Annotated in this window: 14 protein-coding genes; 9 read left to right on the top strand and 5 right to left on the bottom strand. The window is 66.5% G+C overall.

Annotated elements, in window-relative coordinates; all coding sequences use genetic code 11:
* Position 1: 1 nt before the first annotated feature.
* The gene (locus LG3211_RS15500; protein ID WP_057943620.1) at positions 2 to 2,740 is read left to right on the top strand and encodes a bpX6 domain-containing protein; all 2,739 of its coding nucleotides are present in this window, start codon (positions 2 to 4) and stop codon (positions 2,738 to 2,740) included.
* A gap of 67 nt (positions 2,741 to 2,807) precedes the next feature.
* Here the strand turns inward: LG3211_RS15500 and LG3211_RS15495 are convergent, their stop codons facing one another.
* On the bottom strand, positions 2,808 to 4,823 hold the full coding sequence (locus tag LG3211_RS15495) for a M13 family metallopeptidase (RefSeq protein WP_057945520.1): 2,016 nt from the start codon (positions 4,821 to 4,823) through the stop codon (positions 2,808 to 2,810).
* 311 nt (positions 4,824 to 5,134) lie between these two features.
* On the opposite strand from LG3211_RS15495, the gene LG3211_RS15490 reads away from it, so the two are divergent.
* The 5 genes from LG3211_RS15490 to LG3211_RS15475 all read left to right on the top strand — a co-directional run bounded on the left by LG3211_RS15490 (position 5,135) and on the right by LG3211_RS15475 (position 9,835).
* A complete protein-coding gene (locus LG3211_RS15490; protein WP_057943619.1) occupies positions 5,135 to 5,761 on the top strand; it encodes an FMN-binding negative transcriptional regulator in 627 nt (208 codons plus the stop codon).
* Positions 5,762 to 6,455: 694 nt separating this feature from the next.
* Positions 6,456 to 6,836, top strand: coding sequence for a hypothetical protein (locus LG3211_RS15485; protein ID WP_057943618.1), 381 nt, complete (start codon positions 6,456 to 6,458; stop codon positions 6,834 to 6,836).
* Positions 6,837 to 7,297: 461 nt separating this feature from the next.
* On the top strand, positions 7,298 to 8,074 hold the full coding sequence (locus LG3211_RS15480; RefSeq protein WP_057943617.1) for a hypothetical protein: 777 nt from the start codon (positions 7,298 to 7,300) through the stop codon (positions 8,072 to 8,074).
* An 86-nt stretch (positions 8,075 to 8,160) separates the two neighbouring features.
* Complete coding sequence (locus LG3211_RS25780) at positions 8,161 to 8,544, top strand: hypothetical protein (RefSeq protein ID WP_148648933.1); 384 nt, start codon at positions 8,161 to 8,163, stop codon at positions 8,542 to 8,544.
* Between the two features lie 310 nt (positions 8,545 to 8,854).
* Positions 8,855 to 9,835, top strand: coding sequence for a zinc metalloprotease (locus LG3211_RS15475; protein ID WP_222837510.1), 981 nt, complete (start codon positions 8,855 to 8,857; stop codon positions 9,833 to 9,835).
* A gap of 261 nt (positions 9,836 to 10,096) precedes the next feature.
* Here the strand turns inward: LG3211_RS15475 and LG3211_RS15470 are convergent, their stop codons facing one another.
* Positions 10,097 to 12,187, bottom strand: a complete 2,091-nt coding sequence (locus tag LG3211_RS15470; protein ID WP_057945519.1) for a M13 family metallopeptidase — start codon at positions 12,185 to 12,187, stop codon at positions 10,097 to 10,099.
* A gap of 427 nt (positions 12,188 to 12,614) precedes the next feature.
* A complete protein-coding gene (locus LG3211_RS15465; RefSeq protein ID WP_057943615.1) occupies positions 12,615 to 14,702 on the bottom strand; it encodes a M13 family metallopeptidase in 2,088 nt (695 codons plus the stop codon).
* A gap of 321 nt (positions 14,703 to 15,023) precedes the next feature.
* Between LG3211_RS15465 and LG3211_RS15460 the strand changes: the two genes are divergently transcribed.
* On the top strand, positions 15,024 to 16,397 hold the full coding sequence (locus LG3211_RS15460; protein ID WP_057943614.1) for an MBL fold metallo-hydrolase: 1,374 nt from the start codon (positions 15,024 to 15,026) through the stop codon (positions 16,395 to 16,397).
* A 143-nt stretch (positions 16,398 to 16,540) separates the two neighbouring features.
* Complete coding sequence (locus tag LG3211_RS15455) at positions 16,541 to 16,960, top strand: hypothetical protein (protein WP_057943613.1); 420 nt, start codon at positions 16,541 to 16,543, stop codon at positions 16,958 to 16,960.
* A 21-nt stretch (positions 16,961 to 16,981) separates the two neighbouring features.
* Here LG3211_RS15455 and LG3211_RS15450 read toward each other — a convergent pair whose 3' ends face one another.
* Both LG3211_RS15450 and LG3211_RS15445 read right to left on the bottom strand, forming a co-directional pair.
* Positions 16,982 to 18,172 (bottom strand): low temperature requirement protein A, encoded by a 1,191-nt coding sequence (locus tag LG3211_RS15450; protein WP_057943612.1) that lies wholly within the window; start codon positions 18,170 to 18,172, stop codon positions 16,982 to 16,984.
* Positions 18,173 to 18,250: 78 nt separating this feature from the next.
* The gene (locus LG3211_RS15445) at positions 18,251 to 18,523 is read right to left on the bottom strand and encodes a hypothetical protein (protein WP_057943611.1); all 273 of its coding nucleotides are present in this window, start codon (positions 18,521 to 18,523) and stop codon (positions 18,251 to 18,253) included.
* Positions 18,524 to 19,134: 611 nt separating this feature from the next.
* Between LG3211_RS15445 and LG3211_RS15440 the strand changes: the two genes are divergently transcribed.
* Positions 19,135 to 20,031: an ABC transporter ATP-binding protein gene (locus LG3211_RS15440; RefSeq protein WP_057943610.1), complete on the top strand. Its 897-nt coding sequence runs from the start codon at positions 19,135 to 19,137 to the stop codon at positions 20,029 to 20,031.
* Positions 20,032 to 20,035: the final 4 nt, after the last annotated feature.

Genomic DNA, 20,035 nt, shown 5'->3' with positions numbered 1-20,035 from the left:
CATGCCGCCAGACGCGCGCAGCGACGTGCGTCATCCGCTCTGGCGCGGCTGGCAGACGGTCGCGGGCCTGTGGTTCGCGGCCGATCCGATGCCGCCACAGCGGCGGCTAGAACGCATCCTGCGCGCCTGGACGCCGGGCTGCCGCGCCTGGCGCTTCGATGAGGGCGACGTGCTGTACTTCGATGCGCCGCGGCCGATGCAGTGCGAGCAGGCCGGCGGTACGCCGCTGTGCAGGATCGGCGCGCACGGTCTGTACGGCGGGCCGCTGACGGCGCAGGAACTGGCCGCGCTGGCGCCGGCCGATGTGCATCTGGTGATCGGCGGACGCCTGCATTCGCTGAATTTCGCCCAGGCGCAGGCGCTGGACCCGTCGCTGATTCTCGACATCGACGACTACGCGCTGCACGACACTTTCGATTGCAGCCGCATCCTGCCCGCGCCGCGCCAAGACCGGCTGGCGAGCAAGGCGCTGCGCGAGGTGCTCGGCAAGCGCATTCCGCCGCCGAGCGAGGAGCGCGAATCGTTCCTGCATTCGGCCCGCGAGCGCGAAGCCGGACGCGGCGGCGCGGCGAAAACGAGCCTGCGCGAGCGCGTCATCGGCACCCGCGACGGCATCGCCGGTTGGCTGTTGAGCCGGTTCCCGTCGCTGGCCGGCGGCGGCGCGGGGCAGGGCGGACGCGGCGGCGGCCAGCGGGGTTCGCAAGGCAGCGTGTCCGCGCGCGGCGGCGCCGTGCAGCAACAGCGCTGGCGCGAGTGGCTGGTCAAGGCGGCGATGGCCAGTCAGGCCTCCAAGCTAATGGGCATGCGCCACAGCCTTTACCTGCGCCGGCTGATGCAGCGCTTCGACGAAGGCGACCTGACCGAAGCGCTGCGCCATGCCCTGCCGATCGACGGCGACGGCCACGATTCGCTCGGTCAGGCGTTCTCGCTGCCGGGGCGCCGCGACCGCCTGAGCCTGAGCAGCGGCAAGAGCGCGCACGCCAGCTTCGATTTCGGCGACTACGCGCGCGAGCTGCTGCGCAAGCGCTACCGCGCCGCGTTCGAGGCGCTGGACCGGCAGGGCAAGATCGACGAAGCGGTGTTCGTGCTCGCCGAGTTGCTGAACGCGCGCCAGGAAGCGCTGGACTATCTGATCCGCCACGAACGTTTCGCCCAGGCCGCGGAACTGGCGCTGGGCTGGGACATGCCCGCCGACACCATCATCCGTTTGCTGATGCTGGCCGGCGACAGCGAGCGCGCGGTGCTGGTCGCGCGCCGCGACAACGCCTTCGCCGCGGCGATCGCGATGCTGGAGTCCACCCACCCCGAACACGCGCTGAGCTTGCGCCGGCAATGGGGCCAGGCGCTGGTCGAACAAGGCCAATGGCTGGCGGCGGTGGACGCGGTCTGGCCGGACCCGGAATCGCGCGAACAGGCCGCGCGCTGGCTGCTCGCGGCCGAATCGGCCGGCTCGCTGCTGTCGGCGCGCGCGCTGGTGCAACGCGCCAGCTTGTTGCCCGATACGCTGCAGCATTACGCCGAACGCATCGCCGCCTACGCCGATCCGTCCTCGCCGGCGGCGTCGCGCGCCGCGCTCGGTCGCGCGCTGGCCGATTGCCAGTCGCGCAATCCGGCGCTGAGCCTGCTCGCCACCCATGTGCTGCCGGCGCTGGCGGCCGATCGCGGGTTCGGCGCGAACGAACTGGACGTGCGCGAGCTCAACCGCATCCGCGATCTGTCCGACGACCCGTGGCTGCGCGCCGATCTGCCAGCGTGGAAGCTGCCCGCGGTCGCTGCGGTGCGGCGGCTGTGGATGGCGACCGAACCGGTGTCCGCACGCATGCCCGACGAGATCGGCCTGCGCGCGCCCAGCGACGTGGTCGCGCTCGGCGAGGGCCGTTATCTGGTCGCGCTGGGCGAAGCCGGCGCGGCGGTGTTCGATCGCAGCGGGCGCTGCCTGCGCCGTTACGCGGTGCCGGCGTTCCGTCTGGTGATCGGCGACAGCGGCCAGGTCGCGCTGGCTTTGGCCAAGCGCGATTCGGTGTGGCGCATCGCCCGGCTCGATCTGGTCAGCCACGAAATCGCCGACCTGGGCGCGATGCCGCTGCAGTTCTTCGCCGATCGCTTCGACGGCATCGCCTGGTCGGTGGTGACCGGCGATCGCATCGCGGTGATCGACGCGACGCGGCCTTCGCTGGACCTGCTGTGGAGCGTCGGCGATCTCGGCGGCCCGGTCGCGCAGGCGCGGTTCCTGCAACACGACGAATTGTTCCTGGTGCCCGGACGCGCGCAGATCGTGGTCTGGCATTACCGCACCGCGCCGCGGCGTTCGCTGGTGTCGCGCGAACCGGTGGCGCTCGACGACGGCCAATCGGCGTTGCTCGATCCGCAGATGATCACCGCCAAGCTGCGGCTGACGGCGAACGAAAACGGCGGCGTGCATTTTGGCTGCACGGTGGGCCCGCACGATTGCAGCATCGATCTGGCCGCGCCGGAGCCGGGCACCGGCGAGGCCGAATGCGGCGTGATTCCGCTCGCGAACGGGTTCCTGGTGATGGTCTACGGCGTGTATCACATGCGCTTGTACCTGGTGCGCCGTGGCACCGAGATGCGCGCGCGCTGCGTGGCCGAGATCGATTGGCCGCAGACCCAGGTGCAGGTGCGCGAGCAACCCGATCGACTGGTGTTGTTCGATCGCGAAGGGCGGGTGATGGAGATCGATACGCAGACCTCGAAACTGCGTTCGCTGACCTTGCTGTAGCCGTGCTGGCCGCAACGAAAAAGCCCGGCGGATGCCGGGCTTTTTCTTGTGCGATACCGCTAGCGGATCAGGGGAAGACCTTGATCTGCTGATCGGCCTTGCGGGTCATCGCCGTGCCGGCCTTGCAGCCGAAGGTCTCGCCGAAGGCGGACAGATTCGACAGCGGCAGGTTGGTGCGCCACACGCCCGGCGCGTGGATGCCCGAGGCCGAGCGCTGCGCCGCGATTTCCGGGCTCAGCTGCTGCGCCCACAGGCCGGCCCAGCCCTTGAAGAAGGCCTGATTGGCGTCCTTGCTCGCCGCCGGCTGAGCGGCGCGGTAGGCGGCCCAGGACAGCTCGACGCCGGCCTGATCGGCGATGGCGACTTCGCGCACCTGATTGCCGTTGACCTTGGTCGCGCTCAGGCCCGGATACGACTCGGCGCTGTACTGCGCGGCGACGCGGCTGCCCAGTGCGTCCCAGGCCGAGACTTCGGCCGGAGTCCACCAGTCGCGCACTTCCTGCTTGGCGTTGACGTAGCGGCCGCGGCTGTCGAAGCCGTGCGTGAGTTCGGCGCCGACCAGCGAGCCGTAGGCGCCGTACTGCGCGGCCTCGGGCTTGCTCAGGTCCAGCACCGGCGCCTGCAGCATCGCCGCGGTCACGATCAGGCGGTTCTGGGCGATGTCGTAGGCCAGCGACGGCTCCTGCGGCAGCACGTCCCAGCGGCGGTCGGCGTTGCCGCGGCCGATGCGCTTCATTTCCTCGCGATGGCGCCAGGTGGAAGCGATCAGCATGTTGCTGCCGAAGCTGCCGCGGCCCATCGGCTGCACGCTGTAGTCCAGATCGCGCTTGGGAGTGCCGACTTCGATCTTGAGCTTGCCCAGCTTGGCGTGCGCTTCGGCCTTGGCGCTGTCGCTGAAACGGGTGTCGGCGTCGATGGCCTTGCCGAGCGCTTCGCGCACTTGGCCGGCGATCTGCTCGGCGCGCGCATCGGTGGCGGCGGGCAGGTAGCGCGCGGCGTACTCGTGGCCGACCATCGGGCCGGCGGCGAGGGTGATCGCGTCGAGCACCGCCTGCTGGCGCGCGGGCTGCTCGCGCTGGCCGCGCAGGACCTTGCCGCGGAAATCGAACTCGGCGTCGCGGAACGGCTTGGCCAGGTACGGCGCCATCGAATCGCCGATGCGCCAGCGCAGATATACCTTCCACTGGTCGGGCTTGAGCGTGCCGATCAGTTTGTCGAGTTCGGCGAACAATTGCGGATTGGCCAGCGAGACGCTGTCGTCGCTGACGCCCTGGGCCTTGAGGAAGTCGCCCAGCTGCAGGCCCTTGTAGGTCTTGGCCAGCGTGGCGACCTGCACCGGCGCGTAGTTGGCGCGCGGATCGCGCAGGTCCGGCAGCGGCTTGGAGGCGCGGGCGATGCGGGTTTCCAGATCGATGACCAACTGCGCTTCGGCCGCCAGCTTTTCCTTGGGCGTGCCGGTCAGGGTCAGGATCTTCTGCACGTAGTTGTTGTAGTGGCCCAGCAGCTGGCGCGTGTCGGCATCGCTGCGGGTGTAGTAGGCCGGATCGGGCAGGCCCAGGCCGCCCTGGCTGAAGTAGCCGATATGGCGTTCCAGGTCCTGCAGGTCGATGTCGGCGCCGAAGTTGAACAGCACCGGGATGCCGACCTGATGCAGCGCGGCGATCGAGGCGGGGATTTCCTTCGCCTTCTTGATCGCGTTGATGCGGCCCAGGAGCGGGGCGATCGGCTGCGAGCCGTCGCGCTCGACCGCCGCTTCGTCCAGGCCGCTGGCCCAGAAGTCGCCGAGCAGCTTCTGCACGTTGCCCTGCGGCGCGGTCATGGCGGTGTTGAGCAGTTCCAGCTGCTGGCGGCGCGCGTTGGCGGCCAGGGTTTCCAGCGAGGACACCGAGCCTGCGCCCGACAGCGGATTGGCGCGCAGCCAGTCGGCGTTGGCGCTGGCGTAGAAATCGGTGCAGGCGTTGGCGGCGGCCGGCGCCTTGGACTTGGCGGGAGCCTTCTTCTTGGCGGCATCGGCGGCGGGCGAGGCCAGACCGGCGATCAGGCTCAGGGCGAGGGCACAGGCAAGCGGGCGTAGGTTCGACATCGCGTATTCCATCCTGGGGATGGGCGAGTTTAACAACTGGGGTGGGGCGGGCGGTGAACGGGTTGGGGGTTCGGGTTGCGCGGGGCAGCGCGGCGGGCGGGGCGGGCGGCGGGCGCTGTGGGTGGAACCCGGGTGCCTGTACAGCTTTCTGGTGCGAGCCGGGTGAGTGCGTGGTGCGTCGTCGGGCCGAGACTTTCAGCGGCGGTTGCCTGGTGCGGTGGCGCGATGCCGGAACGATCGCGCGTCCGAAGCCTGCGCCGCGTGCGCTGCGATAGTATCGACGCCTCCCGCAACGCCGCACCGGAACGCGCATGTACCTGCCCAGAGCTTTCGCCGAAGCCGATCTCGCCTCGCTGGACGCGCTGGTGGCGCGCGACAACTTCGCCACGGTGATCACCGTGCGCGATGAGGTTCCGACCATCTCGCATCTGCCGGTGCTGTATCGCCGCGACGGCGACCGCATCGAGATCCGCGGCCACTGGGCGCGCCCCAACCCGCAGGCGAAGCATCCGGGTCCGGCAACCTTGATCTTCCACGGCCCGCACGCCTACGTGTCGCCGTCGTGGTACACCGACAAGGAAGAGCAGGCGCGCGTGCCGACCTGGAACTATGCCGTCGCGCATCTGCGCGGGCAGTTGCAGACCTTCGAGGACACCGAGTTCCTGGCCGCCGTGGTGTCGGACCTGAGCGTGAAGCACGAAGCCTCGGTCGGCCGCGACTGGCGTTTCGAGCCCGAGCGCGCCGATCACCTCAGCCAGCTGCGCGGCATCGTCGGGTTTCGTTTCATCGCCGATGGCACGGTGATGAAGTGGAAGCTCAGCCAGAACCATCCCGAAGCCAACCGCGTCGCGGTGGCCGCCGAACTGGCCGCGCAACCGCGGCAAGCCAGCCGCGAGATCGCTGCGTTGATGCAGGCGCGGGAGACTGCGCGGGACTGAGTCCGCGCAGCGGAACCTCGGTCAGGCCTCGATAGCGACGCGGCGATTTCGCGCCGTCGCGTCGCGGCTTGCGCCGCTCCTGCAGTCGGTAACACAGCCGCGACCGCTCCGTGCAGGAGCGGCAAAAGCCGCGGGCGCGCCAATGAAACCACTGCGCACCGCCTACCCTTGGCGACGAAGCGATCCCGGACGCTTTCCCCGAGTCCGCCGATAAGCGCTCAGTACAACGCAAAAAAGTCAGTGGTCCATCACCGGTCGTTGAGCGCTCGCGCGCCGGCAGAGGGGGCTCTGCATTTGGCCGAGCCGGAAGCGAATCCTCCGGTGCATCGAGGTTCTCTCAGCGACGCGGCGACGCAAGCGTCAGACCCTCTTCAAAGGGGGCGAATTGTCGTGGCGCGTTCGATGAGAGCGCGCCGCGAAAGCCCCGGGACATCCAGAGTCTTGTCGGACGATGCGAGTAAGGCGGGACATCTCGCTTGATTCGTGCGGTCGCGCACGAATCACGACGCCCCGCGGATGCGGGAGCAACTATTAGGACTTGTCTGAGTAGGGCCGCCATCGGATGGCGCGTTTATTCAAGCAGGCGTTGCTGGCGGATTGCGGATTGCATTCGCGGAACGGCCGAAGGTGGGCTGCCGGGATTGCACTCGCACGCCTGGGTATTTCGTATTTCCTTGATGTCAGGAGACTTGGTATGAGAAAGCTTGTTTCGGTGTTTTTGTTGTTCGCGGCGTTGAGCAGCGGTACGGCTGCGGCGGCTGAAGTTGTCTGCGGAACAGGAGTTGTCACCAGAATAGGGCACAGGCCCGGTACTTACATCGTATTGGGCTTCACGACGCAAAATCAGCCTGCGGCCTCCTCCGCTTACTTCTCGTGGGGTGGAGTGCAGTGGCTGAACATGGACTTAGACGGCGACCCTCAACGCTGGTCGTATTTCGAGCGGGACCTGCAGTTGGCATTTGCCTTGCAGATCCCGGTTCGAATCAAGAACAGCACGGGCGTCTGTTACGGGCGGGCGCAGGATTTCGACATCCTTCTATGCAACGTGGAATCGGACTGCAAATCCACCGATTGATGCATCGCCTGCTCCGCCGGAGTTTCGCTCGCCGCGCGCATGCCCGGAGCAGCACAGTGCTTTTGGCTTCCGGATTCGCGCGACAGCGCAAGCCTGCAAGCTCCGGGCCATCCATCAGACGATAGCGAATGCGCGCAAGTTCGCGTTCGGGTTCGAGTTCGAACTTCGCAGCCAACGCGTCGCGATGGGCGACATCGCACCCGGCTGCGCGGAATTTTCATGCGTCACCAGATTCACCAATGGGAGCGGCAATGATGAGCGGAAACAGACCAGCGGCATGGCTGAGATGGAGCCTTGCGCTTTTCTTCTCGACGTCCAGCCTGTGTTTTGCGCAGCCCGGACGCATCGACAATGCGCAGTACGCGCGCGTGGTAGGAAGCGCAAGCGTGCGTGGCCGGCATGCGCCACTCAAGTGGGGGCGGCTGGTCGGGAGAATAAATCCCGCAACCAGGTCTTACTCGATGTCTTACGTCACGGTGGATCGGTATGCCGATATCGTTATTCCGCCAGGGCCGGGAGTCGCAGGGCAGACCATACATTACGATTTCGCGCAAAGTTACCTGACGGCCATCAGGCTGTGGGCCGGGGAGAATTACCTGGGGGCTCGCGATGCGGCCAGGGCGGCCAATGGCGTTCCTTATCACGCCGGCGGCCCGCACGATACGACGGTTGAATTCCGTCTGTTTCCGGTAGCACAGCAGAACTGCAATCTGTTGGGTTACGCCGAAACCGAAACCAGGCCCATGTGCGTGTTGCTCAATCCGTCCCTCATGGGGCGCGCCGCCTCGGGAACCTATGCCGCAATGCGTGCCGCTGGTGTGATCGGCGACATATCCGTGGCCGAATACCTGGACATGGTCGTGCGGGAAACCGTCATCCATGAAGTCGGCCACGCGCTGGGTCTGATGCATACCTCGGAAGAACTGGGACCTACCACCGAGGGGCCGGATGAGTATCTCATCGAGATTCTTTCTGCGCCGAATACGACAGACGCCGATCCGTCCATCTTGGCCACGGGGCCGGATCCCGAGCCGCCGGGCGGGCTTTATCTGCACCAGCTGAGTCGGCGCTTGGGGCGCCCGGTCACCCTCGACGATATCCGGCCCAGCCAACGCGACTTGCAGGGCGCGAGCTTGCAGTGGCGCGGACTGACCCAGCGCGATGTGTCGGATCGGGTGCTGCGTTCGATGACCCGCTGCGTGCCGGCGCCTAATTGCACCGAGCACGACGAGTTATAGAACCAGGTGCGGCGAGTACGCGGATGCGGATTGCGAGCCTCGCACCCCTGAGTAGTTCGTATTTCCTTGATGTCAGGAGACTTGGTATGAGAAAGCTTGTTTCGGTGCTTTTGTGGTTTGCGACGTTGAGCAGCGGTACGGCTGCGGCGCAGGAAGTTGTCTGCGGAACAGGAATTGTCGACAAAATATGGGTCGAAGGCGGAGAGCTCACTTCACTGATGTTGAAGGTGCGAAGACAAAACGCGGACATCACCGCTTACTTGATGACGAATGATGGCAGATCGTGGATTCGCTTATACGCGGGCGACGACCCCAAACGCTGGTCGTATCTCGCGCGAGAACTGCAATCGGCATTCGCCTCGCAGGTCTCGGTTCGAATCAATAACCACAAGGGCGTCTGTCACGGGCCGGCGGAAGATTTCACCGTTCTTCTATGCAGCGTGGATTCGGACTGCAAATTCACCAATTGATGCATCGCTTGCCCCGCCGGAGTTTCCTCGCGGCGCGCGTGCCTGGAGCAACACAGCGCTTCTGGCTTCCGGATTCGCGCGACAGCGCGAGCCGGCGAGTTCCGGGCCATGCCGCCGCCGAAGCCTGGGCGTAAAAGGCGCGCGGCTCGATCCCGGATCGGGCCGCGACAGATCATCAGACGATAGCGAATGCGCGCAAGTTCGCGTTCGAGTTCGAACCTGCGCAGCCAACGCGTCGCGATGGGCGGCATCGCGCCCGGCTGCGCGGAATTTTCATGCGTCACCAGATTCACCAATGGGAGCGGCAATGATGAGCGGAAACAGACCAGTGGCATGGCTGAGATGGAGCCTTGCGCTTTTATTCTCGGCGTCCAGCCTGTGTTTTGCGCAGCCGGGGCACATCGACAATGCGCAGTACGCGCGCGTGGTAGGCCACGCAGGCCTGCATGGCCGGCATGCGCCGCTCAAGTGGGGGCGGCTGGCCGGGAGAATAAATCCCGCGACCGGGTCTTACTCGATGTCTTACGTCACTGTGGATCGGTATGCCGATATCGTTATTCCGCCAGGGCCGGGAGTCGCCGGGCAGACCATACATTACGATTTCGCGCAAAGTTACCTGACGGCCATCAGGCTGTGGGCCGGGGAGAATTACCTCGGCAATCGCGATGCGGCCAGAGCAGCCAATGGCGTTCCTTATCACGCCGGCGCGGAGGCGACGGTTGAATTCCGTCTGTTTCCAGTAGAACACCAGAACTGCAATCTATTGGGCTACGCCGATGTCGAAAGGAGGCCCATGTGCGTTTTGGTCAATCCGACCGTCATAGGGCGCGCCGTCTCGGAAACCTATGCCGCGGCGCGTGCCGCTGGCGTGATCGGCGACATATCCGTGGCCGAATATCTGGACATGACCGTGCGGCAAACCGTCATCCATGAAGCCGGACACACGCTGGGCTTGCTGCATACCTCGGAAGACCTGGGGCATCCCTCTGATGGTGGTCCGGATGCGTATTTCATCGAGATTCTTCCTGCGCCGAATACGACAGACGCAGATCCGTCCATCATGACCACGGTGGCGGGTCCCCAGCCGGTGGGCGGGATTTATCTGTCCCAGTTGCGTCAGCGGTTGGGGCGCCCGGTCACCCTCGACGATATCCGGCCCAGCCAACGCGACTTGCAGGGCGCGAGCTTGCAATGGCGCGGACTGACCCAGCGCGATGTGTCGGATCGGGTGCTGCGTTCGATGACCCGCTGCGTGCCGGCGCCTAATTGCACCGCACACGACGAGTTATAGAACCGGGTGCGGCCAGACCGCGGATGCCGATTGCGGGCGCGGAACCGGATCGACGCGATGCGCGGGGTCACGGTGGACGCATGGGGCCCGGGATCGGGTTCGGGTCGCGTGGACGCGGCGCACGAAGCTGCTCTTGCGAACAAGGTCCAGCGCCGCGGCCAAACTCAACGAGTTGTCGGCGAACAAAAAGGCCCGGGGATTCCCGGGCCTTTCTGGTCGTGCCATGCGATCAAGCCGCGGCGCGGTGCCGCGAGGTATGAATCACCAGATCACCACCTGCTTGTCGCCTTCGCGCACCATCGGCTGGCCGGGCTTGCACGAGAACGCCGCGGCGAACGCCGGCAGGTTCGACGGCGCGCCGATCGCGCGGAAGTCGGCCAGGGCGTGCTCGTCGGTCTGCAGACGCACCTTCTTCTCTTCCGGGGTGAAGTTGCGGCGCCACACGGTGCCCCAGTTGAGGAAGAAGCGCTGGTCGCGGGTCAGGCCGTCGGTCTTCGGGTCCGGCGTGTCGCCCGCGGCCTTCTTCATCGCGTCGTACGCCGTCGCCAGGCCGCCCAGGTCGGCGATGTTCTCGCCGAGGGTGTGGGTGCCGTTGACGTGCTGGCCGTTGCCGGCGTCGTAGCCGTCGAACTGCTTGATCAGCTTGGCGGTCAGGCCCGAGAACGCCTTCGCGTCGGCCGGGGCCCACCACACTTCCATGTTGCCGGTCGGCCCGAAGCGCGAACCCTGGTCGTCGTAACCGTGGGTCATCTCATGACCGATCACCGCGCCGATGCCGCCGTAATTGGTGGCGTCGTCGGCCTTGGGATCGAAGAACGGCGGCTGCAGGATCGCGGCCGGGAACACGATCTCGTTCTGCAGCGGGTTGTAGTAGGCGTTGACCGTCTGCGGCGACATGCCCCATTCGGTCTTGTCGACCGGCTTGCCGACCTTGCCCAGGTTCCACTTGTAGTTGAACTCGTTGGCGGCCTTGACGTTGGCGTAGTAGCTGTCGCGGCCGGTGCTCAGGCCGCTGAAGTCGCGCCACTTGTCCGGGTAGCCGATCTTCGGAGTGAAGCTGGCCCACTTTTCCAGCGCCTTCTTCTTGGTGTCCGCGCTCATCCAGGCGAGATTTTCGATGCGGTTCTTGAGCGACTGGCGCAGGTTCTCGACCAGCGCCTGCATGCGCTGCTTGGACTCGGGGGTGAAGGCGACCTTGACGTACAGCTGGCCCATCGCTTCGCCGGCCTGGCCTTCGATCACGTTGAGCACGCGCTTGCCGCGTTCCTTGAGTTCCTTCTGGCCGCGCAGGGTCTTGTTGTAGAAGTTGAAGTTCTCCTGCACGAACGCGTCGGACAGGTACGGCGAGGCGCCGTCGATGGTGTGGAAGCGCAGATAGGCCTGCCACGCGGCGACCGGCGTTTCGCCGATCATCTTGCTGACTTCCTCATGGAAGCCCGGCACCGCCAGCGAGAACATCTTCGGCACGGCCACGCCCTGCGACTCGAAGTACTTGGTCCAGGAGAAGTTCGGGGTCAGCTCGTCGGCCTTGGCCGGCGCGATCGGGTTGTAGTACAGCGAGACGTCGCGCGAGAGCTGCTCGCGGGTCTTGGAGGCCTTGGCCAGGCGGGTTTCGAACGCGATCACGTCGCGGGCCTGCTTGGCCGCGTCTTCGGCTTTGACGCCGCCCAGTTCCAGCACCTTGGCGATGTGCGCCTCGTAGGCGTCCAGCTTGTCCTTGAACTTGGCGTCGGTGTAGTACGGCGCGTCCGGCAGGCCCAGGCCGCCCTGCGAGGCGTAGGCGATGTTGTTGGCCGAATCCTTGAAGTCGGCTTCGGCGCCGAAGCCGAACAGCGGGTTGTCGCCGGTCTTGGACACTTCGCGCAGGTAGGCGGCGATGGCTTCCGGGCTGTCGATCGCGTCGATCTTGCCCAGGTCGGCCTTCAGCGGCTCGATGCCCTGGGCGTTGATCTTGGCCTCGTCCATGCCGGTGGCCCACAGGTCGCCGACGATCTTCTCAACGCCCGTGCCCTTGGTGTCGGCCGCGGCCTGTTCGGCCAGCTGGCGCTGCACGCCGTCGGAGCGCTCGTCGAGCATTTCGAACGCGCCCCACGAGGTGCGGTCGCCCGGGATGGCGTTGGCGGCGAGCCACTTGCCGTTGACGTAGCCGCCGAAGTCGGTGCAGGCGTCCTTGGTGGTGTCCAGGTCGCTCATGAGGAAGCGGTTGACCGGCGGCAGCTTGCTTTCGTCGAGCTTGAACTGGACGGCTTCGGCCGGCTTGGCGGCGGTGGCGTCGCCGGCGGCGGCCGGGGTGGAGGTTTCCTGCTTGCCGCAGGCGGCCACCGCGGCGGCGATGGCGAGGGACAACAGCAGGACTTGCGGTTTGTTGAAGGTCACAAAGAGCTCCAGCCGGAAGGGCGTTGGCGAGAAACGAACGGGGATTGTCGCGGATTTCGCGCCGGATTGACGCGGCTCGTGCCGGGACACCGGGCGGACGATAGTCCCGATCCGGGCGTGAGAAGGGTGTCGAAGGTCATGTGGGGTGGCGCGGGAATGTTCAGTTTTGCCCGGTTTGTGCATCGGATGAGCGCGATGCAGCGGTTCGGGCTTGCCGCTGCCTTCTCCCGCTTGGCGGGAGAAGGTGGCCCGCAGGGCCGGATGAGGGCCGGCGCCGCCTGACCCGCCCCGGCTCAAACGCTGGGCGTTTGAGCGTTCCCGGACGCGCGAGCCAGTGGCTCGCAAGCCGCGTCCGCTCACCCCGCAAGCGGGAGAGGGGACAGATGAGGCGCAAGCTGTCAACTCACCAGATAACCACCTGCTTATCGGCAGCACGCACCATCGGCTGCCCCGCCTTGCACGAGAACGCCGCCGCGAACGCGGGCAGATTCGACGGCGCGCCGATCGCGCGGAAATTGGCCGGCGCGTGTTCGTTGGAATTGACGATCACCTTGAGCAGATCCGGGGTGTAGCGATCGCGCCAACTGGTGGCGAAGCCGTAGAAGAACCGTTGATCGCGGGTCAGGCCGTCGGTCTTGGGATCGGGCTTGTCGCCGACCGCCAGGCGCATGGCGTCATAGGCGGTGGCCAGGCCGCCCAGGTCAGCGATGTTCTCGCCCAGGGTCAGCTTGCCGTTGACGTGCAGGCCGGGCGCGGCCTGGTAGCCGTTGAACTGCTCGATCAACTTCGTGCTGCGCGCAGCAAAGCCTTTCGCGTCCTCCGGCGTCCACCAGTTGACCATGTTGCCGGACGGATCGAAGCGGCTGCCCTGATCGTCGTAGCCGTGGATCATCTCGTGGCCGATCACCGCGCCGATGCCGCCGTAGTTCATCGCCTCGTCGGCGTTGGGATCGAAGAACGGCGGCTGCAGGATCGCGGCCGGGAACACCACTTCGTTCTGCAGCGGGTTGTAGTAGGCGTTGACCGTCTGCGGCGACATGCCCCATTCGGTCTTGTCCACCGGCTTGCCGATCTTGCCCAGGTTCCACTTGTAGTTGAACTGCTCTGCGGCCAGGGCGTTGGCGTAGTAACTGTCGCGGCCGGTCTTCAGGCCGCTCCAGTCGCGCCACTTGTCCGGATAACCGATCTTGGGCGTGAAGCTGGCCCACTTCTCCAGCGCTTTTTTCTTGGTGTCGGCGCTCATCCAGCTCAGGTTTTCGATGCGCCCCTTCAGCGCGGTGCGCAGGCCCTGCACCAGCGCGTCCATCTGCGCCTTGGACTGCTGCGGGAAGGCGACCTTCACGTACAACTGGCCCATGGCCTCGCCGGCCGAGCCGTTGATGGCGTTCAACACGCGTTTCCACCGGGCTTTTTGTTCTTTCTGCCCGACCATGGCCTTGCTGTGGAATTCGAAGTGCTCCGCGACGAAGGGATCGCTCAGGTACGGCGATGCGCCATCGACAGTGTGATAGCGCAGATACGCCTGCCAATCCGCGGCCGGCGTATCGGCGAGCATCTTGCTGACTTCCTTGTGGAAGTCCGGCATCGCCAGCGAGAACTGCGCCGGCACTTCCACGCCCTGCGATTTGAAAAACTCGGTCCAGGAGAAGTTGGGCGTCAGCTCGTTGGCCTTAGCCGGGCTGATGGGCTGGTAGTACAAGGCGACATCGCGCTGCAACTGCTCGCGCGACAGCGAGGCCTTGGCCAGACGGGTTTCGAACGCGATCACCGCCTTGGCCTGCGTCGCCGCATCGGCCGCGGCCGTGCCCGACAACTCCAGCACCTTGGCGATGTGTTGCTGATACGCGGCCAGCTTGTCGCGCTTGTCCTGATCGAAGTAATAGCCCTTGTCCGGCAGGCCCAGGCCGCTTTGCGTGGCGAAGGCCATGTTCATCGAGGAATTCTTGAAGTCGGCCTCGGCGCCGAAATCGAAGATCACCCCGCGGCCCTCGGCGGCGGACGTGCGCAGATAGGCGGCGATCTTCTCCGGCGTGTCGAGCGCGGCGATCGCGCTCAGATCGTTCTTCAGCGGCTCGATGCCCTGGGCGTTGATCCTGGCCTCGTCCATGCCGGTGGCCCACAGGTCGCCGACGATCTTCTCGATGCCGCTGGCGTTCGCGTCCTGGGCGGCCTGTTCGGCCAACTGGTGCTGCACCGCCAGCGAGCGTTCGGCCAACACGTCCGACACACCCCAGGACGAACGATCGCCCGGAATCGCGTTGGCGGCGAACCACTTGTCGTTGACGTACTGGCCAAGGTCGTCGCAGGCGTTCTTGGACGCGTCCAGATCGCCGACGGCGAAGCGCACCGGCTGCAGCAGTTTGCTTTCGTCGATCTTCAGCGTGGGCGCGGCCGCGGGCGGCGCGGCGGTTTGCGCGCTCGCCGCCGGCGCCGGCGTTTCGGGCTTGGCGCAGGCGCTCAAGGCCGCGGCGATGGCGAGCGACAGCAGCAAGGGGGACGATTTGAATCGGGTCGTGACGAATCGGGTCATGGCGCACTCCGGCCGGGCGAACTTGGGGTAGATGACGAAACAGCGGCTCTCGTTGCGGGCCGTCGTCGTCGGTCCCCAGCGCGATCCCACGACGATAGACCGGTTCGCAGGTCCGGAAGGGTGTCGTCAGTCATGTGGGGTGACCGGCGGCCTTGCGATTTGTGCGCTGAGCCGTTGCGCAACGAGGGCGCCGCCCGGAACCTGGGGCCGGCCGCGCGCATGCTAAGTTCGACGCCTGGATCGCGGCCGCCACCGCGGCCGGTCCACTCAGGAGCACAACCCATGCGCGTTCATTTCCACGGCGCCGCCGGCGAGGTCACCGGTTCCCTGCACGAAGTCGAGGCCGCCGGCCATCGCGTGCTGCTCGATTGCGGCATGATCCAGGGCAGTCCCGAGGCGGAACGGCGCAATCTCGATCCGTTCGCCTTCGACGCCGCCGCGCTCGACGCGCTGGTGATCAGCCACGCCCATATCGATCACATCGGCCGCGTGCCGCTGCTGCTCAAGCGCGGTTTCCGCGGCGCCATCCACGCCCAGGAAGCCACCGCCGACCTGATGCGGATCATGCTGCTGGATTCGGCCTCCATCGCCGAAAGCGAAGCCGAACGCGGCAACCGCAAACGCCAGCGCGGCGAGCCCGAACTGATTCCGCTGTACACCCGCGAAGATGTCGAAGCGACCATGCAGCGCGTGCAGCCGCTGGCCTACGACACGCGCCGCGAAATCCTGCCCGGCGTGGAGGTCGCGTTCCGCGAGGCCGGGCATATCCTGGGTTCGTCGGTGGTCGAGGTGTACGCCGAAGACCGCAAGCTGGTGTTCTCCGGCGACCTGGGGCCCAAGGGCACGCCGATCCTGCGCGATCCGGCGCCGATCGATCGCGCCGACCTGGTGCTGATGGAGTCCACCTACGGCGACCGCCTGCACAAGGATCGCGCCGAGACCATCCTCGAACTCGGGCGCATTCTCGAAAGCGCCTGGAGCGACGGCGGCAACGTGCTGATCCCGGCGTTCGCGGTCGGCCGCAGCCAGGAGCTGCTGTACTGGTTCGCCAAGTATTGGGACGAATGGAATGTCGGGCGCTGGAAGATTTTTCTCGACAGCCCGATGGCGGCCAAGGTGGTCGATGTCTACGACCGCCATACCGATCTGTTCGACGAAGACGCGGTGCGGGTGTGGAAACAGAAACCCAATCCCTTCCATCTGCCGAATCTGCAACTGACCGAATCGGCGCAGGATTCGATGGCGATCAACGAGCTCGAACGCGGCGCGATCGTGATCGCCGGGTCCGGCATGGCCAACGCCGGACGCATCCTGCATCACTTCAAGCACAACCTGAGCAAGCCGCAGACGCATGTGGTGTTCGTCGGTTATCAGGCCGAAGGCACGATCGGCCGGCGATTGGTGGAAGGCGCGAAGTGGGTGCGCATCCACGGACGCGACGTGCGCGCGCTGGCGCAGCGCCACACCATCGGCGGATTGTCGGCGCATACCGATCAACACGGATTGATCGAGTGGTACGGCCAGATCGCCGGCCATCCGCCGCTGGCGCTGGTGCACGGCGAAGACAAGGCGCGCGAAGCGCTGGCCGGCGAGATCGGCGAACGCTTCGGCGTGAAGGTGGAGCTGGCGCGGCCGGGGATGACTCTGCAGGTCTAGGTGCGGCGATGGACGCCGACCACTCGCGTCCATGACCCGCCGCCGCGGCTATGCGAAGAATTTACGCCTCGTTGTTGCTGTGAAATAGCGCCTTTATGGCTACCGGTCGCAAGCTGCGCCCAGACCATCAACAGGCGGCAAGCGTGAGCATCGTGATCGTACAAGGCGCCCATTCCGACTCGGAGCCGTTGGGCGCGGACTTCTATGCCGGGCTGCGCCGGCTGGCGGCCGCGGTCGGGCGCCGTCTGGACGTGCGGCCGTGCGCGAACCTGCGCGAGTTCCTCGCGCAACTGGGCTCGGCGCGCGCGGGCAACGCCGAGTTCGTGTTGATCGATCCGGGTGAACTCGCCTCGCAGGCGCTGGCCCAGCCCGAACCGCTGCGGCAGGCGCTGGACGCATTGCCCAGCGCTTACATCGAAGTCCACGACGGCAGCGCCACCACTCTGGACGAACGCCTGCGCGCGCACGCCGCGCCGCTGGCGACGATCGTGATCAACCGCGATCTGGCGGCGAGCTATCGCATCGCGTTAGGCATCGCCTTGCGGCGATTGGGGCGCGGCTGAGCGTCGCGGTCGCGCGCTGCCTCAATGCTTCCGTTCGGCTTCGGAATACCGCATCGACGCGGTTTCCCAGCCGGCGACGATCATCAGCACCACGGTCGTGACCGCGCCCAGCACCAGCGGCGACAGATGCATCGGCGCGGCGGCCAGCGCCAGCGCGGCGAGCAGCGACAGCCCGCCCAGATGCGAGGCCGGCGGGAAGCGGCGGGTGTTGGTCACCCACTTGAACAGCGCGCAGCCCAGCAGGTACAGCGCGGGGCCGCCGATGATCGCGACCACGCCGGCGGTTTCGGCGTGATCGGGATGCACCAGCACCAGTTCGTCGGCGACCGCGCACACGATGATGCCGCCGACGATCAGCAGGTGCAGATAGGTATAGGCCAGGCGCGCCTGGCTGGCGCTGTCCTGGCCGTGGGTGATGCGGTGTTCGCCGCGCGCCGCGCCGCTGTCGAAATAGATCCACCACATCGCCACGCTGCCGAGGAAGGCCATGCAGAACGCGGCGATGGTGGTGGGATTCCACTCCAGCTTGGCGAAGGTCGCGCCGGTGATCAGCACCGACTCGCCCAGCGCGATGATGATGAACAAGCCGCAGCGTTCGGACAGATGGCCGCCTTCCACGTCCCAGTCCGACAGCGACGAGCGGCCCAGGCCGGGCACGCGGAAGAACGCGATCGGACCCAGGTATTCGATCGCCACCGCGCCCAGCCACCACCACGCCCGCGACTCGGGTTCGGCCAGTCCGCCGGCGATCCACAGCACCGCCGACATCGCGAACCACAGGGTGATGCGGATGAAATTAAGGAAATTGCCCGGGCCGCGGCCGCCGCGCAGCGCCCACAGCATGAACGCGCTGCGGCCGACCTGCATGGCCGCGAACACCACGGCGAAGGCCAGTCCGCGCTCGGCGAACGCGTCCGGCAGCGCCGACGACATCATCAGGCCGCCCAGCATCAGGCCGAAGATGGTCAGCCGCACCGGGATTTTTTCCGGGTCCAGCCAGTTGGTCACCCACGAGGTGCAGATCCACAGCCACCACACCGCGAGGAACAACAGCCCGGTGCGCAATGCGCCGGTGGGGGTGAGGTGTTCGAGCAGGGTGTGCGAGAGCTGGGTGACCGCGAACACGAACACCAGATCGAAGAACAGTTCGGCGTAGCCGACCTTGGCGTGGCCTTCGCGGATGCGCAGCAGGGTGGACAGGGGTGGAGTCATGGGCGGAGTCGGGTCGGGGGCGCGTTCGCTACGGTAAGCGATGCGCGCGGTGGTTGCGATGGATCGGCCGCCGGCGTGTCAGGCGCGCGCCAGTCGCCACCACAGCAAGCCGGCGACCGCCGCCGGGACCGCGTAGATCAGCAGGAAGATAGGCAATTCCTCGCCGACCGAATAACCGGCGCGGGCCACGCCGATGTACATGTTGATCCCGGCGCCGAGCAGCCACAGCGGCAGAAACAGCTTCAATCCGGTGATCAGCGAGGCCGCGCCGGGGCCGCCGAATATGCGGCCGCCGAGCAGGCACAGCGCCATCAGGACGAAGCCGCCGAGTATCACCAGAATCGTATGCATCGTGTTTTCCCCTGGGGCGCTGGTCTGGGACCGCGGCCGTCGTGATGAGAGTCCGTCGGTGGGCATCGCTTCCACCGGCGCGATCATGGTTGGCGTCGGCGCGTGCAGGCGGTGTGCAGACGCAAGCGTGGACTGAGAGCCGCGAACAAAACCGCTCCCTCTCCCGCGTGCGGGAGAGGGCTGGGGTGAGCGGATGAGCGCCGTGGGCGCGAATGCTCCTACGCGAAACCCCACCAGTTGCCGCGCACCCTGACCCCAACCCCTCTCCCGCACACGGGAGAGGGGCTACTTCCGTACCGCATCGCCGCACCCAGCGTGCTTTCGCGCGCAGCCACACGCATACCCACACCCCGCGCTCATTAGCATTGCCCACCAGCACACCCCCAGGTAGGCGAACCCGCCGCCGCAGCACAAGACACCCGCGGCTTTCCCCGTGCACACCGCAGCTCGAATCACCCCGCCCAGCACACCGCGCGCATACCTGATCCCCCATGCCATCGGTCATGCCCACCAACCGCCCATTGGGCGCGACGGAGTTCGCCGTTAGCATCGGCCATAAGCGCAATGCCGCCCGACCCGCGAGCCGCGCATGGAACCGACGGAGCCCCTGCATGCTGACCATCCGCGACCTCACCAAGACCTACGCCAACGGCGTGCGCGCGCTCGACGGTATCTCCCTGGACATTCCGCGCGGGATGTTCGGTCTGCTCGGCCCCAACGGCGCCGGCAAGTCGTCGCTGATGCGGACCCTGGCGACCTTGCAGGAAGCCGACGCGGGCAGCGTGACCTTGGAGGGCGCCGACGGCCAGCCGATCGACGTGTTGCGCGACAAAGACACCGTGCGCCGGCAACTGGGCTATCTGCCGCAGGATTTCGGCGTCTATCCCAAGGTCAGCGCCGAGGAACTGCTCAATCACTTCGCCGTGCTCAAGGGCCTGAGCCAGCGCAAGCAGCGGCGCGAAGTGGTCGAGGCGCTGCTGCATCAGGTCAACCTGTGGAACGCGCGCAAGCAGAAGCTGGGCACCTACTCCGGCGGCATGCGCCAGCGTTTCGGCATCGCCCAGGCGCTGCTCGGCGATCCGCGCCTGGTGATCGTCGATGAACCCACCGCCGGCCTGGACCCGGAAGAACGCAACCGCTTCCTCAACCTGCTGGCCGAGATCGGCGAGAACGTCGCGGTGATCCTGTCCACGCACATCGTCGAGGACGTCACCGACCTGTGCCCGACCATGGCCATCGTCGATAAGGGCAAGGTGCTGCTGACCGGCGAGCCCAACGCGGCGATCGCCGCGCTTAACCAGCAGGTGTGGCGTAAGCAGGTCGCCAAGTCGGAACTGGCCAGTTACGAAACCCGCTTCACCGTGCTGTCGACGCGTCTGGTCGGCGGCCAGCCGGTGATCCACGTTTTCAGCGCCGATGCGCCCGAGGAGGGCTTCGAACGCGTCGCGCCGGATCTGGAAGACGTGTACTTCCAGCGCCTGCGCGAACACGCGCGCGTCGCGGCCTGAGCGG

Source organism: Lysobacter gummosus (assembly GCF_001442805.1).
In the GTDB taxonomy this organism is placed as follows: Bacteria; Pseudomonadota; Gammaproteobacteria; order Xanthomonadales; family Xanthomonadaceae; genus Lysobacter; species Lysobacter gummosus.
This window is presented reverse-complemented; position numbering and strand designations above follow the sequence as displayed.